The organism is Pontimicrobium sp. IMCC45349 (assembly GCF_047219225.1).
GTDB lineage: Bacteria > Bacteroidota > Bacteroidia > Flavobacteriales > Flavobacteriaceae > IMCC45349.
Window position 1 is genome coordinate 388,433 of the sequence record NZ_CP178208.1, and the last position, 15,116, is coordinate 403,548.

Sequence of the window (15,116 nt, forward strand, 5' to 3'; positions counted from 1 at the left end):
TTAAAAATGCAATAGCATGAAAAAAACATACAATATCAACAAAAAAGGCTATTATGGAGAATTTGGAGGTGCATTTATTCCAGAAATGTTATACCCAAATGTAGAAAAGCTAAAACAAAACTACTTGAAAGTTATGGCTGAACCAGATTTTCAAAAAGAGTTTAACCAATTACTAAAAGATTATGTTGGTCGTCCTTCTCCACTCTATTATGCCAAACGCCTTTCAGAAAAATACAATACTAAAATCTATCTTAAACGAGAAGATTTAAATCATACAGGTGCTCATAAAATAAACAATACTATTGGTCAAATATTAATGGCCAAACGCTTAGGAAAGCACAGGATTATTGCTGAAACTGGAGCTGGTCAACATGGTGTTGCTACTGCAACCGTCTGTGCTTTAATGGGATTAGAATGTATTGTTTATATGGGAGAAATTGACATTTCTCGTCAAGCTCCTAATGTTGCTAGAATGAAGATGCTAGGAGCTACAGTAATTCCAGCAACCTCAGGAAGTAAAACACTAAAAGATGCCACTAACGAAGCCATTCGTGATTGGATTAATAATCCTATTGACACACATTACATTATTGGTAGTGTAGTTGGACCTCATCCTTATCCAGATATGGTAGCTAGATTTCAATCTGTAGTTTCCGAAGAGATAAAATGGCAATTACAAGAACATGAAAATACCACCAAACCTAATTATGTTATAGCTTGCGTTGGTGGTGGTAGTAATGCTGCTGGTGCTTATTATCATTATTTAGATGATGAAGCTGTAAATTTAATCGCTATTGAAGCAGCTGGATTAGGTATTGATTCTGGAGAAAGTGCTGCTACTTCAGTTTTAGGAAAAGAAGGCATTATACATGGTAGTAAAACCCTCTTAATGCAAACTAAAGACGGTCAAATAACCGAACCTTATTCTATTTCGGCTGGTTTAGATTATCCAGGAGTTGGACCAATGCATGCACACCTATATAAATCTGGTCGCGCAGAGTTTATCTCAATAACTGATAATGATGCTATGACTGCTGGATTAGAATTATGTAAATTAGAAGGCATCATTCCAGCTATAGAAAGCTCACACGCATTAGCAGTTTTTGAAAAAAAACAATTCAAACCTAACGACATTATAGTAGTTAGTTTATCTGGACGTGGTGATAAAGATTTAGAAACATATATCAATCATTTCAACTTATAAATGAAGTATTATTTATTCATATTCATTGGTTTATTATTTACAATAAACATTTCTCAAGGACAAGAAACTCTTAAAGTAGATGTTTCTAAAGACTTAGTCATACCAAAACATTATATCGTAACTAAAACCACTGATAAAATTGATATTGATGGATTAGCTGACGAACCTAGTTGGAAGACTGCTCTATTCAGTGATAAGTTTATAGATATAGAAGGAGTAAAAAAAACAAAATATGACACACAAGTAAAAATGCTTTGGAATAATGATTACTTGTATGTGTATGCAGAAATGAAAGAACCACATATTTGGGGAAACCTTAAACAACGTGATACTATTATTTACTACAATAACGACTTTGAAGTATTTCTAGACCCTTCAAGCACAGGAATTGGTTATGGTGAAGTAGAAATAAATGCGCTTAATACGGTTTGGGATTTATATTTAAACAAACCTTATCGTATAGGTGGAAAAGCAAATTTTGAATGGAATTTAAACAACTTAAAATCTGCAGTAAAAATCTATGGCACTTTAAATAATCCTAATGATATAGATTCGCATTGGACTGTAGAAATAGCCATTCCATTAAAACCACTAATTGGTTTAAAAAACAGACCTAAAAGCATTCCTAAAGAAGGCGAACAATGGCGTATTAATTTTTCTCGTGTACAATGGGATCATGATATTATTAATGGTAAATACGATCGTAAAAAAGCCAACGGAAAGTATTTAAGAGAGTATAACTGGGTTTGGAGTAATCAAAAAGTGATAAACATGCACGAACCTGAAAAATGGGGCTTTCTTCAATTCACAGAACAATCCACATCAAAAAATATTGATTATATCGAAGATGCCGATTTATTAATAAAACAAACAGCTTTTGCGCTTTTTAGAAACACTCGCTATGGTGATTTAAAACATTTACTAAGCAACTCACAAGGTTTTACACAAAAACTTGAGGTAAACTATAGCACTAACAAACAAACTGAAGCTATCTTTTACAAAACCAATTTCGGTTTCGAATATAAATTATCAAGTCAAAACAAAACCTATATCATTAATCAAGAAGGCGTTTTAAAAACAATTGAAAATTAAAACTTCTAACACTATTGAAGATTACCAATCATGAATAGAATAAATCAAAAATTACAAGAAGATAAAAAACTACTATCTATATATTTTACTGCTGGTTATCCAAATATTGATGATACAGTAACTATCATTCAAAACCTTGAAAAAAATGGTGTAGACATGATTGAAATTGGATTGCCTTTTAGTGACCCTTTAGCAGATGGTCCAACAATACAAGCAAGTTCAACTCAAGCATTAAAAAATGGTATGACTACAGAGTTACTTTTTAAGCAACTTAAAAACATTAGAAGCTCAGTAAAAATTCCATTAATAATTATGGGTTATTTTAATCCTATCCTACAATATGGCGTAGAAGATTTTTGTAAAAAATGTAAAGAAATTGGTATAGATGGTTTAATTATTCCCGATTTACCTGTGGATGTATATCATGAAGAATACAAATCCATTTTTGAAAAATATGACTTGATAAATGTGTTTTTAATAACACCCCAAACTAGTGAAGAACGCATAAGGTACATTGACTCTATCTCAAATGGTTTTATATACATGGTAAGTTCTGCAAGTACAACTGGAGCACAAACTGGTTTTGGAGACACTCAAACTAATTATTTTAAACGCATTAATAGTATGAATTTAAAGAATCCTCAAATTGTTGGATTTGGTATTTCAAATAACAAAACATTTGCCCAAGCTACAAAATATACCAAAGGTGCAATTATTGGTAGCGCCTTTGTTAAACACATCACTAACAACAAATTAAACACTATAAATACATTTGTAAATACAATCATAAACTAGTCATAAAAAACCTTAACAAAATCACCAAGTCTTTCCCGTTAGGAAAGGCTTTTTTTTGCAATATATTTTGTAGTTTAGACGATGATCATAAAACCAATAACTAACTAATAAAAATCACAAATGACAGATTTAGATATTGCAAAAAAAGCTCAGAAAAAACACATCACTGAAATAGCTTCAAAACTTGGCCTTAAAGAAGAAGACCTTGAAATGTTTGGAAAGTATAAAGCTAAAATTCCACTTTCAAAAATAGACGAAGACAAAGTGAAGCAAAGTAACTTAATATTAGTTACAGCAATATCTCCTACTCCTGCTGGTGAAGGTAAAACAACCATGTCAATTGGATTATCTGAAGGATTAAACAAATTAGGAAAACAAACAACAGTTGTACTAAGAGAACCTTCATTAGGACCAGTTTTTGGAATTAAAGGTGGAGCTACTGGTGGTGGTTACTCACAAGTATTACCATTAGAAGACATTAACTTACACTTTACAGGTGATTTTTCAGCAGTTGAAAAAGCTCACAACTTATTATCTGCTGTAATTGACAATAACCTTCAAAGTAAAACAAATAACTTAGGTATTGATGCTAGAACAGTAGCATGGAAACGTGTTATAGACATGAACGATAGAGCCCTAAGAAAAATTAATGTTGGTTTAGGAGGAACAACATTTGGTATTCCTCGTGAAACTGGGTTCGATATTACTGCAGCATCAGAAATTATGGCAATTTTGTGTTTATCAAAAGACCTTGCTGATTTAAAAACACGTTTAGGTAATATCTTTATTGGATATACATTCAAAAAAGAACCAATTTTCGCAAAAGATTTAAAAGTACAAGGTGCTATGGCTGCCTTATTAAAAGAAGCTATTAAGCCAAACTTAGTGCAAACTATCGAAGGCAATCCAGCTATTATCCATGGTGGCCCTTTCGCAAATATTGCACAAGGAACAAACACAGTTATCGCTACTAAAATGGGAATGAGCTTAAGTGACTATACTGTAACCGAGGCTGGTTTTGGTGCAGACTTAGGTGCCGAAAAATTCTTAGATATTAAATGTCAAAGCGCAGGAATTTCTCCTAAAGCAGTGGTAATTACTACAACTATACGTGCCCTGAAATACCATGGTGGTGCAGACCTTAAAAACTTAACTGAAGAAAACGTTGACGCACTTAGAAAAGGTTTACCAAACCTTGAAAAACATCTAGAAAATGTACAACAATTTGGTATCAAACCAGTAATTGCTATCAATAGATTTATAACAGATAGCGATGCCGAGATTGAAGTTATTGAAGACTTTGCTAACGCTAAAGGAGTTAGAGTTGCTTTAGCTGAAGTTTGGGCAAAAGGTGGTGATGGAGCTATTGACTTAGCTAAACATGTAATTGATATTGTAGAAGAAGATAGTGCAAACTTTACTCCAATGTACGATTGGAAAATGGATGTAAAATCTAAAATAGAAGCAATTGCAACAAAAATTTATGGTGCGGATGGTGTTGAGTATGATGCAAAAGCAAAAAGAAACCTACGCACTATTGCTGCATTAGGTCTTGAAGAACTTCCTGTATGTATTGCAAAAACACAAAAATCATTATCTGATAACGATAAGTTACTAGGAAGACCTACAGGATTTAGAGTAACTATAAGAGAAATTGAAATTGCTGCAGGAGCAGGATTTTTAGTACCAATTTCTGGTAACATAATGCGTATGCCTGGGCTTCCAGCTCATCCTGCGTCAGAGAATATTGATATAGATAATGATGGAAATATAACTGGATTGTTTTAACAGTTTCCAGTTTATATTTTCATTAAATTTGAGAAAACACTAATTTCTTACTTCTAGAACTAATGGCAACTCGCAATTACGAAGGCAAAAAATTCGAATCAAAAGAGGTCAATAAAATTGTTGACGCCTTAACAGTAGAGGAAGCATTGCAAATTAATATTAACAATGAGCCCTTTACTGTTTCTATGCGTACGCCTGGAAATGATGTAAGCCTTGTTAGAGGTCTATTACATTCCGAAGGTATTATTAACGATGTCAATTTTATTCCAGAAGTATCAATTAAAAAAGAAAACAATAATGGTATCGTTACCATTGTTAATGTAAATATTCCAGAAGATAAACTTGGAGAAGGTTATACTAATAGCAGAAGCCTACTCTCTGTATCTTCTTGTGGAATCTGTGGTAAAACAGAATTAAGCGATTTATCGTTTATTGGTAAAACTATCGACGACCATAAAAAAATTGATATCGATTTAATAAATCAGTTATTCAAAAAAATGAATGATTATCAATTTAATTTCAAACAATCTGGTGGTGCTCATGCAGCAGCAGCATTTTCAATAGATGGGAAGCTACTAGCTTCTATGGAAGATATTGGTCGCCATAATGCTGTAGATAAAGTAATAGGTAAATTAATTGCCGACAATGCTATAAAATCTACTAAAATCCTAACTGTAAGTGGTCGTATTTCATACGAGATTGTGGTTAAGTGTTTTAAAGCACAAATACCATTTTTGGCAGCAGTATCTGCACCATCATCATTAGCAGTGGATTATGCTAAGGAACTAGGAATAACATTATTGGCATTTTGTAGAGACAATAGAGCAACCTGTTATTCTCATCCGCAGCGAACTAAACTAACTAACAAGACTAAAGCAAGTTAAAAATATATGTCAGATAATTTAAGTGAATTATTAGGAAGAAAAGGTGTCCACGACAACCTGTTTGATCATTTAGGACAATTAGCAAAACCAAAAGGAACACCAAGCGAAGAAGAATTAGCTGCATTAGCTAATGACTTTTTAGTTGGTAAAGCAAACACCTTTGGAACAGCTAGTTTTTATGATTTTCTAAAACCAGAGAACAAAGGTAAAAAAGCTTATGTCTGTAATGGAACAGCATGTGTATGTGCTAGAACTCAAGAAAACGTAATTACTGCACTTCAAACCAAATTTGAAGCTGATGAAATTGGACATATGACATGTTTAGGACGTTGTCATGAAAACAGTGCTTTTCATTATAACGGACAAAATTACTCTGGTGATGCTTTAGAACACCTGAATAATATTATTGATTCTGACAACAATTTTAATCAAGACACTTACAATATAAAAGCTCAGCATAAAGCAATTTTAACTGCACCTTTTACAAATGTTGATGATTATTACAAACCTTTTCTAGAAGCGCTACAAAAAGACTCAGCAGCTGTTTTAGAAGAAATTAAAACCTCTAATGTTAGAGGTCGTGGAGGAGCAGGATTCCCAATGGGACTTAAATTAGAGTTTTGTAGAAATGTAAAAAACGAAACGAAGTTCATTATTTGTAATGCCGATGAAGGTGACCCTGGAGCTTATTCAGATAGATATTTATTAGAACATCAACCACATTCGGTATTATTTGGAATGCTAATCTCTGGGTATGTAACACATGCCAAATATGGAATTCTATACATACGTGCCGAATATCCTGAAGCTGTAGATATTGTTCAAGATGCTATTGATGCCTTAAAAGAAAAAGGTTTAATAGGTGATAATATAAATGGAAGTGGTTTCAGCTTTGATTTCAAGATCATTCAAGCCCAAGGATCGTATATCTGTGGTGAAGAAACAGCTTTAATAAACTCTATTGAAGGTCAGCGTCCAGAAGTGCGTGTACGTCCACCGTTTCCTGCTCAAAAAGGATTATTCAATAAACCTACAACGGTTAACAATGTAGAAACGCTTGCAGCTTTGCATTATATCATTAAAAATGGAGGGCAAGCATGGAAGGACATAGGAACAGAGCGTTCCTCTGGAACAAAATTAGTATCGTTAGATAGCTTCTTCAATAACCCAGGAATGTATGAGGTAGAAATGGGAACACCAATGAAAGAAGTTATTTATGATCTTGGAGGTGGGTTTAAATCAGATGTAAAAGCCCTTCAAATTGGAGGTCCTTTAGGAGGTTTAGTACCTGTATCAAGAATAGAAGATTTAACTTTAGATTTTGAATCCTTTTCTCAAAATGGATTTTTATTAGGACATGCTTCAGTAGTAAGTATTCCTTCAGATTTTCCTATGATGAAATTTATAGAACACTTATTTGATTTTGCAGCTTATGAAAGTTGTGGAAAATGTTTCCCTTGTCGTTTAGGAACCAAGCGAGGACACGAACTTTCGGAAAAAGCATTGAATTCAGATTATAAAATAGATCGTAAGCTATTTGCCGATTTATTATCGACATTAGAAGAAGGTTCTTTATGTGCCCATGGAGGCGGAATTCCGTTACCAGTTCGTAATGCCATGGAATACTTTAATGATGAATTAAAACAATACTTCAACTAAAACGAAAAGACTATGAAAACTGCTTATATAGACCATCAGGAATTTGAAATAGTTGAAGGGGAAACTATGTTATCCTTCATCAGACGTTATAAAGAAAAAGGATTAGTACCTACGCTATGTGATGCACCAAATTTAGATCCCTTTGGATCCTGTCGTGTTTGTAGTGTTGAGGTTGCTTTACAAGAAGATGGACCTACCAAAACAATGGCATCATGTCATACACCAGTGGCTGCTGGACAGCATATTTATACCAGTACCGAAAGTGTAAAAGCACTTCGTAAAAATATTGTGGAGTTAGTACTTACCGATCATCCACTAGATTGTTTAACCTGTGAGGTTAATGGTAACTGTGAATTACAAACCGTTGCTGCGCAAGTAGGGATTAGAGAAGTACGCTATCCAGAAGGAGATAATCATTTAGACAGAGAAAAAGATTTGACGCATCCTTATATGACGTCAGATTTATCGAAGTGTATCAACTGTTATCGTTGTGTGCGAGCATGTGATGAAGTACAAGGTCAGTTTGTATTAAGTATGTCTGGTCGTGGTTTCGATTCTAAAATTATCAAAGGGTTAGATACTTCGTTTATGGATTCTGACTGTGTAAGTTGTGGTGCTTGTTCGCAAGCCTGTCCAACATCTGCCATTTCAGATGTATTCCAATCAAAAATGATTAAATCAACCGAAACAACACGTACAATCTGTACCTATTGTGGTGTGGGGTGTAATCTAGAAGTGGCAACAAGCAATGGCGAAATTTTGAGCATTCAAGCGCCTTATGATGCAGAAGTTAATGAAGGGCATACCTGCTTAAAAGGACGTTATGCCTTTAAGTTCTACAATCACCCAGAACGTTTAGATGCGCCAATGATTAAGCGTAATGGTGAGTTTGAAAAAGTAACTTGGGATGAGGTTTATGATTATTTAGCTACTAAGTTAAATGGTTACAAGGAAGAATTTGGTCCAGATTCTATGGCTGGAATTTCTTCGTCGCGTTGTACCAATGAAGAAAATTACTTAATGCAGAAATTCTTTAGAGCTGTATTAAGCACAAATAATATTGATGGTTGTGCACGTGTGTGTCACTCGCCTACTGCTTTAGGTATGCAACGTACTTTTGGTACAGGAGCAGCAACCAACTCCATTGATGATCTAAAAGATACCAACTGTATTATGGTTATTGGAGCTAATCCAACGGATGCGCATCCTGTAACTGGAGCAAAGTTGAAGCAGTTTGCTATGAAGTCTGATAATGTATCTATCGTTATTGATCCACGTCGTACCGAATTGGCAAAATACGCAACACATCACTTGGCATTACGTCCTGGAACTAATGTTGCTGTATTGAATATGATGATGTATTATATCATTACCGAAGGTTTAGCCGATGAAGCATTTATTGATAGTAGAACAGAAGGTTTTGAAGAGTATAAAAAAGAAATTCTAAACCTTGATATCGACAAGATGGAATCGGTTTCTGGAGTTGATAGAAACGACGTAAAAGCTGCTGCCATTGCTTATGCATCTGCACCTAATGCTATGTCTTTCCATGGACTTGGTGTAACTGAGCATTCGCAAGGAACATTTACAGTAATGCAAATTGCAGATTTAGCATTGTTAACAGGAAATATTGGTCGTCGTGGTGTTGGTGTCAACCCATTACGTGGTCAAAATAATGTACAAGGTGCTGCAGATATGGGCGTGCAACCACACCAAGGTGCTGGTTATTTAGACATCACGAAAGACGAAGTCAATAAAAAATATAATGAGTTTTATGGTGTAGATGTACCATCACATATTGGATATAAAATCCCTGAAATGTTTGATGCTGCCTTAGATGGTAAGCTAAAAGCCATCTGGATTATTGGTGAAGATGTAGTACAAACCGATCCAAATACTCAGAAGGTAATAAAAGCACTTAATTCGACTGATTTAGTCATTGTTCAGGAGTTATTTATGACTGAAACCGCTAAACAAGCCGATGTGATTCTTCCTGGAGCATCATTCTTAGAAAAGTCAGGAACATTTACTAATGGAGAGCGTCGTGTACAAGCAGTTCATCAAGTGGTAGAACCTATAGAAGGTTGTAAACCAGATGGACAAATTATAGTAGATATTATGAACCGAATGGGCTATAATCAACCAGATTATACACCAGATGGAATGCTTGAAGAAATCTCTCAAATTGTGCCTTTCTTTGCAGGTATTAAATGGGATCGATTAGGAATAAACGGACTTCAATGGCCTGTTGCTCCAGATGGAACAGACACACAAATTCTACATACTACAGAATTTAAACGTGGAAAAGGGTATTTCGAATTTAATCCATGGAGAGAAACAGAGGAGCTTGTAGAGCATGCTAAAGATTATCCATATATATTAACAACCAATCGTGAGTTAGAGCACTATAACTGTGGTGCTATGACACGTCGTACAGCTAATGAGCAAATTCTTAAAGATGATTACTTAATGATTCATCCAGAAGACGCTAAAGCACATTTAATTAATGAAGGTGACTATGTGTGTCTAGAATCTCCTCGTGGAAAGGTAGATGTAAAAGCACGTATTACTGATGAAGTAAAACAAGGTATCTTAAGTACAACGTTCCACTTCCCAGAAATTATGATTAATAATATTACTGGAGATGTTCATGATAGTGAAGCGATGTGTCCAGAATATAAAGTAGTTGCTGTTAGGATTAGAAAAAGCAAAGGAAAATTTAAGCAACAGTTAGCATAAAACTAAAAGCCTCATCAAGTTGATGAGGCTTTTTTAATACGTATAATTAAGTATATGTTTTATAGGAATTTTCGCTAAATTTGTAGGTCTATATAATAAAAATATACTCCCTAGGGAGTATATCCATATGTTAGCTACAATTTGAGAAACGACAAACTTTTGATATTAGATTTAGATGGAGTTTTAATAACAAATCCATCGTGGAAAGCTGACCGAATTGACTCGGATGGATATTCTGAATTTAATAAATCTTGTGTTGAAAATCTAAACCGACTTCTCACTTTTGCGGAATTTGATATTTGGTTGAGTTCAACTCGGCGTACTGTTAAAACTCTGACTGAATTCAATCTGATTTTTAAAAATCGTGGAATAAAAAAAGAAATCGTCGGATTTTTGCCTGAATACACGGATTGTAAAAACCGAAAAGAAGAAGTTCTGAAATTTATAGCGGAATTTAAAGCATCTGATTTTCTGATTATCGATGATGACAAATCATTAAATGGATTAGAAAGTGGAATAAAAGAAAAACTGATTCTGACTGAATTAACAAAAGGATTTAATTCGGAGAAATTGAAAGTAGCCACTGAAAAAATAAAAAACTGTAGCTAACAACGTATATAAAAAATTGCTTATTTTAGGCTAAACAAAAGGTCGTTGCACGTTTGCTACGTCTGATTTTCCTTCGGAAAATCCTCGCACGCAAACCCGCAACTTTCCATATACAAACACGTTGGCTGTAATTGAAATGAAACAAACTCTATACTTCATAATACTAATTGGACTTTTAAGCTGTCAGAACTCTGAAAAGAAAGTTGAACTGAAAAGTAAAGACTGTAATAACACAAAACTTGTGAACTACATTTATCCGATTAGCAATTTTACTAATGGAAAAACTTTTCTCTACTCTTTAAAATCGAATAGAGAGCCTAAACCCGAATTGTTTAAAAAAAGATATTCATTAAAAGTTGATAAAGATTCTTTACTTTATAGTGTTACGAAAAACTCTCAAGGAATAGTAACTGACTCGACTATATTCATTCTGACTAATGGAATTCCGAAAGTTATAGAATCTTTCACAAAAGTAGATGCTTATCCCGAATTGATACCAACCAAGGATTCTATTGTTGGAAATAGATATTGTGAATTCGGAACTTTTGGAAGCTCATTTGAGTATGAAATCCCTTTTAATGGTAAAGTAGTTTCAAGAAAATTTCAGGGACATACAACTCATAAAGAATACGTGAAAAAAGTTTTCAACGGAATAGAATATAACTGTGCAATAATGGAATCACAAAAAACATTGACGGCTGAATTTAATGGGCGAACGGAAAAATTAAATGGAACTTGGACAGGTTGTACTTGCGAAAGCTTAGGCGAACTTTATTCGACAACTAAAACCGAAGACGGAATGGTGATTGAACACAAACTTGAAGAAATAATTGAGTAATAAAAAACAACTACAGCCAACAATGGCTATAAGTAATTACTTGTCCACGCCTACTTCTGAAAATCCTCACGGATTTTATATTCGGTTTGTATTTGCTTAGTTGCTGAAACATGCAACAAAATTGCTAACTGTAATGACAATCTGACCTACATTAACCTTACTTTTCCGACTCTTTGTCTCTTTAACACATAAGGCATATTAATTGCGTTCCTCTAATAAAATTGAAGATGATCACTATATATAGTAAAAAAGAGACAAATGAAAAAAACTAAAGTATTTCTAACCATTTTTATAGTTCTATTATTAATAGTTTCTACATTCTTATTTTTAAACAGAGATAAATTTGCTTACGTTGGTTCTGTAGACTATATAGAAGTTGACTGTAATAAAAAAAGTGAAATACTTAGTGAAGTTTATATAAGTGATCAAAAAATTAGACGAGAGAATAATCTAATTAAGTACGCAAAAGAAGACCACAGAAATCAAGAATTAGTTATAAGTATAATTGAAAAATGCGGAATGCCTACTTTAAATGATGTAACACAGGAACAAATGGATGCAATTTGGTTAGGATTACAGCATAACACTAATAATATGTATAGAATAAAATATTTCCCTCTTATTGAAAAAGCTGTAAAAAATGGTGATTTGAATAAAGAACAATATGCCCTAATGAAAGATAGAATGCTAATGGAAGAAGGCAAACCTCAATTATATGGAAGTCAAATCAAAAACGGTAAATTGTATAACTTAGAGTCGCCAGAAACTGTAAACAAAAGAAGACAAGAGATGGGACTTGAACCAATAGAAGACTATCTGAAAAGATTTGGCATATCATTTTCTAATTAATAATACCATACACTATATTTAACTTCAATACAAACCAAAATTTCCCAAATGAAAAAAACATTACTTCTTACATTTTTACTTCTTTTATTTTCTAACATATATTCACAAAACAAATTATCGATTGAATTAAAAGATGGAACAGTTTTAAAAGGACTTGGTAGAATTAAAGTTGACGAGACAATTTTATTCAAAAAAACAGAAGACGCTGAAAAAGAAATTTACAACTATAAAACAGTTAAAAAATTGGTCATTTATTCAGATACATCACAACAAGAGTATGAATATAAAGTTGTTGAAGATTCTGGAGGAGTTGGAAGTATTAAACTAATTGAAATTCTTAAAACAGGAAAAGTAATTCTATATCAAGATTATGCTAGTGGTGTAACGTATGGACCAAATATGTCAGGAGGTTATGGCTTTTCAAGCTATTCTAAAACCACTTACTATATTTCTAAAAGTGGTAGTGATGTGGTTACAAACTTAAGAATTGGTAATACATATTCTAAAAGGTTTAAAAAAATTGCTAAAAGATATTTTAGTGATTGCCCAGATTTGTTAGAAAAAATAAACAGCAAGTTTTTTAAAAGATATGGAATCAATGCTGTAGTAGAATATTATAACAAAAAATGTACTGACTAAAAACTGCTTCAATAACAGATCTAACCACCTACTTACTTATCTTATATTCAAACATTTACAAACAAAACTTTTATACTCTAGCAATAAACCTAAAAATGTAAGAATACACTTTCTCTAAAATACATTTAAAAGCATTTTTATGTATTTTAACACATAAAATATGTAACTTGCCTTAATTCTTCATAATTGAAGAAATCAAAAAACACTAAATATTAATCTATTTTAAACAACCTACTATATGAGAAAATTAATACTCTTACTTACCCTTTGTAGTATTTATAATGTGAATATACTGCAAGCACAATCAGAAAACATTGAAGAGTGTGCAGCCAATATCTTGCATAAAGAACTCATGGAAAATGACCCTATTTATGCTACTAGAATTGCTAAAACTGAGCTTAAACTTAAAAGCCTAACCCAAGATGCATCTAGAAGTACTAATGGTACAGTATACCAAATTCCTGTGGTTGTTCATGTAATACATAATGGAGAAGCTGAAGGTGTTGGAGCTAACATTTCTATGACGCAAATTAATTCTGCTATTGATAGAATGAATAATAGGTACAGAAACTTACATGGCTCTAGTATAGATACAGAGATAGAGTTTGTATTAGCACAACGTGACCCAAGTGGTAATGCTACAACTGGTGTTGTACGTGTAGATGGTTCTGGAATTACTGATTATGCTACAAAAGGTATTGGTACAACAGTTGGATCAAGTGTTGGAGCTAACCAAATTGATGTGAAAAATTTAAGTAGATGGTCTAATGTAGATTATTATAATATTTGGGTAGTTACCGAAATTAATGACAATGATGGTCTTTATGGCACTCAAGGTTATGCTTACTTCCCTGGAGCTAGTCCAGAATATGATGGTACAGTTATTATGAATACATGTTTTGGTACTACAGGCACTGTAAATTCTTTTAATAATCAAGGGAGAACTTTAGTGCATGAATTAGGTCATGGTTTTAACCTATATCATACATTTCAAGGTGACGATGCCGACCCTGGAGCTGGCTACACTGCTCAATGTCCTGCAGATACCGATTGTAGTACTGGAGATTGTGTAAGTGACACAGACCCTCACCAACGTGCATCAAGTAATTGTCCTAATGGTACAAATACATGTACTGGATCTAGTATTGTTGATGAAACCAATAATTTTATGAATTACTCTAATCAGTCTTGTGCTTTAGAGTTTACAGCTGGCCAATCTACAAGAATGCGTTCAGCAATTATTGCTAGTCGTCCAGCACTAACAACTTCATTAGGTGGTACTGCTCCTGCTGCAAGTTCGGTTATAGCAACAACATGTACACCAACAACTTCAAATACAGTAAATGGTTTTGGACTTGGTATTTATAGAGTAAACCTAAATAACATTGATGCAGTATCTGATGGTACAGAAGATGAAGGCGATTATATAGACCATACAAGACATCAAACTATTTCGGTTGAAGAAGGAAGTAGTCATACCATTACTATTGAAACTGGTGGCGCTAATCCTGAAAATGTTGTTGTATATATTGACTATAATAATGATGGCGACTTTTTAGATGCCAACGAAACAGTATTTACATCTACCAATAATACGACACACTCAGGCACTATAAACATTCCTTCAAGTGGTATTACTACAGATACACTTTTAAGAATGCGTGTTATTAGTGATTTTGTAAATTTCACTATTAGTGATGCTTGTTACAATCCAAATTATGGACAAACTGAAGATTATGCTATCGAAATATCATCAACTTTAAGTATTGGAGATGTAGACTTAAACAACATTGCTGTTTATCCAAACCCTACATCTAACATCTTAAACATAAAAGGATTAACTGTAGATTCAAATATTGAAGTTTATAGTATTACTGGACAACTTTTAATGAGTGATTTTGTACAATCAACTAATGCAAAACTAGATGTATCAAGTTTATCAAGTGGTATTTACATGGTAAACATAAACAACCATATTGTAAAGTTTGTAAAACAATAAATCAAAGATAAACTCAAAATA

Annotated in this window: 12 protein-coding genes; all 12 read left to right on the forward strand. The window is 33.3% G+C overall.

The genetic code is table 11. The features are described 5' to 3' along the window. The first annotated feature begins 16 nt into the window (after nt 1-16). The gene (gene trpB, locus ACLII3_RS01840; RefSeq protein ID WP_412986011.1) at nt 17-1,204 is read left to right on the forward strand and encodes a tryptophan synthase subunit beta; all 1,188 of its coding nucleotides are present in this window, start codon (nt 17-19) and stop codon (nt 1,202-1,204) included. Then, nucleotides 1,205-2,296 (forward strand): carbohydrate-binding family 9-like protein, encoded by a 1,092-nt coding sequence (locus tag ACLII3_RS01845; protein ID WP_412986013.1) that lies wholly within the window; start codon nt 1,205-1,207, stop codon nt 2,294-2,296. Nucleotides 2,297-2,326: 30 nt separating this feature from the next. Then, nucleotides 2,327-3,091: a tryptophan synthase subunit alpha gene (trpA, locus tag ACLII3_RS01850; protein WP_412986014.1), complete on the forward strand. Its 765-nt coding sequence runs from the start codon at nt 2,327-2,329 to the stop codon at nt 3,089-3,091. Nucleotides 3,092-3,211: 120 nt separating this feature from the next. Further along, on the forward strand, nt 3,212-4,879 hold the full coding sequence (locus tag ACLII3_RS01855; RefSeq protein ID WP_412986015.1) for a formate--tetrahydrofolate ligase: 1,668 nt from the start codon (nt 3,212-3,214) through the stop codon (nt 4,877-4,879). 62 nt (nt 4,880-4,941) lie between these two features. Next, nucleotides 4,942-5,763: a formate dehydrogenase accessory sulfurtransferase FdhD gene (fdhD, locus tag ACLII3_RS01860; protein ID WP_412986017.1), complete on the forward strand. Its 822-nt coding sequence runs from the start codon at nt 4,942-4,944 to the stop codon at nt 5,761-5,763. A 6-nt stretch (nt 5,764-5,769) separates the two neighbouring features. Further along, nucleotides 5,770-7,422 (forward strand): NADH-ubiquinone oxidoreductase-F iron-sulfur binding region domain-containing protein, encoded by a 1,653-nt coding sequence (locus tag ACLII3_RS01865; RefSeq protein WP_412986018.1) that lies wholly within the window; start codon nt 5,770-5,772, stop codon nt 7,420-7,422. 12 nt (nt 7,423-7,434) lie between these two features. Further along, a complete protein-coding gene (fdhF, locus tag ACLII3_RS01870; RefSeq protein WP_412986019.1) occupies nt 7,435-10,161 on the forward strand; it encodes a formate dehydrogenase subunit alpha in 2,727 nt (908 codons plus the stop codon). 159 nt (nt 10,162-10,320) lie between these two features. Beyond that, nucleotides 10,321-10,770, forward strand: coding sequence for an HAD domain-containing protein (locus ACLII3_RS01875; protein WP_412986020.1), 450 nt, complete (start codon nt 10,321-10,323; stop codon nt 10,768-10,770). A 121-nt stretch (nt 10,771-10,891) separates the two neighbouring features. Next, entirely contained in the window at nt 10,892-11,608 is a 717-nt protein-coding gene (locus tag ACLII3_RS01880; RefSeq protein WP_412986021.1) for a hypothetical protein, read from the forward strand. Nucleotides 11,609-11,866: 258 nt separating this feature from the next. Next, on the forward strand, nt 11,867-12,457 hold the full coding sequence (locus ACLII3_RS01885; protein ID WP_412986022.1) for a DUF6624 domain-containing protein: 591 nt from the start codon (nt 11,867-11,869) through the stop codon (nt 12,455-12,457). 48 nt (nt 12,458-12,505) lie between these two features. Then, on the forward strand, nt 12,506-13,096 hold the full coding sequence (locus ACLII3_RS01890) for a hypothetical protein (protein ID WP_412986023.1): 591 nt from the start codon (nt 12,506-12,508) through the stop codon (nt 13,094-13,096). Nucleotides 13,097-13,334: 238 nt separating this feature from the next. Next, the gene (locus ACLII3_RS01895) at nt 13,335-15,095 is read left to right on the forward strand and encodes a M43 family zinc metalloprotease (RefSeq protein ID WP_412986024.1); all 1,761 of its coding nucleotides are present in this window, start codon (nt 13,335-13,337) and stop codon (nt 15,093-15,095) included. Nucleotides 15,096-15,116: the final 21 nt, after the last annotated feature.

Bases quoted from the DNA above. Each gene is read 5' to 3' on its own strand.
- trpB (WP_412986011.1), top strand. From the start codon at position 17: ATGAAAAAAACATACAATATCAACAAAAAAGGCTATTATGGAGAATTT.
- ACLII3_RS01845 (WP_412986013.1), top strand. From the start codon at position 1,205: ATGAAGTATTATTTATTCATATTCATTGGTTTATTATTTACAATAAAC.
- trpA (WP_412986014.1), top strand. From the start codon at position 2,327: ATGAATAGAATAAATCAAAAATTACAAGAAGATAAAAAACTACTATCT.
- ACLII3_RS01855 (WP_412986015.1), top strand. From the start codon at position 3,212: ATGACAGATTTAGATATTGCAAAAAAAGCTCAGAAAAAACACATCACT.
- fdhD (WP_412986017.1), top strand. From the start codon at position 4,942: ATGGCAACTCGCAATTACGAAGGCAAAAAATTCGAATCAAAAGAGGTC.
- ACLII3_RS01865 (WP_412986018.1), top strand. From the start codon at position 5,770: ATGTCAGATAATTTAAGTGAATTATTAGGAAGAAAAGGTGTCCACGAC.
- fdhF (WP_412986019.1), top strand. From the start codon at position 7,435: ATGAAAACTGCTTATATAGACCATCAGGAATTTGAAATAGTTGAAGGG.
- ACLII3_RS01885 (WP_412986022.1), top strand. From the start codon at position 11,867: ATGAAAAAAACTAAAGTATTTCTAACCATTTTTATAGTTCTATTATTA.
- ACLII3_RS01890 (WP_412986023.1), top strand. From the start codon at position 12,506: ATGAAAAAAACATTACTTCTTACATTTTTACTTCTTTTATTTTCTAAC.
- ACLII3_RS01895 (WP_412986024.1), top strand. From the start codon at position 13,335: ATGAGAAAATTAATACTCTTACTTACCCTTTGTAGTATTTATAATGTG.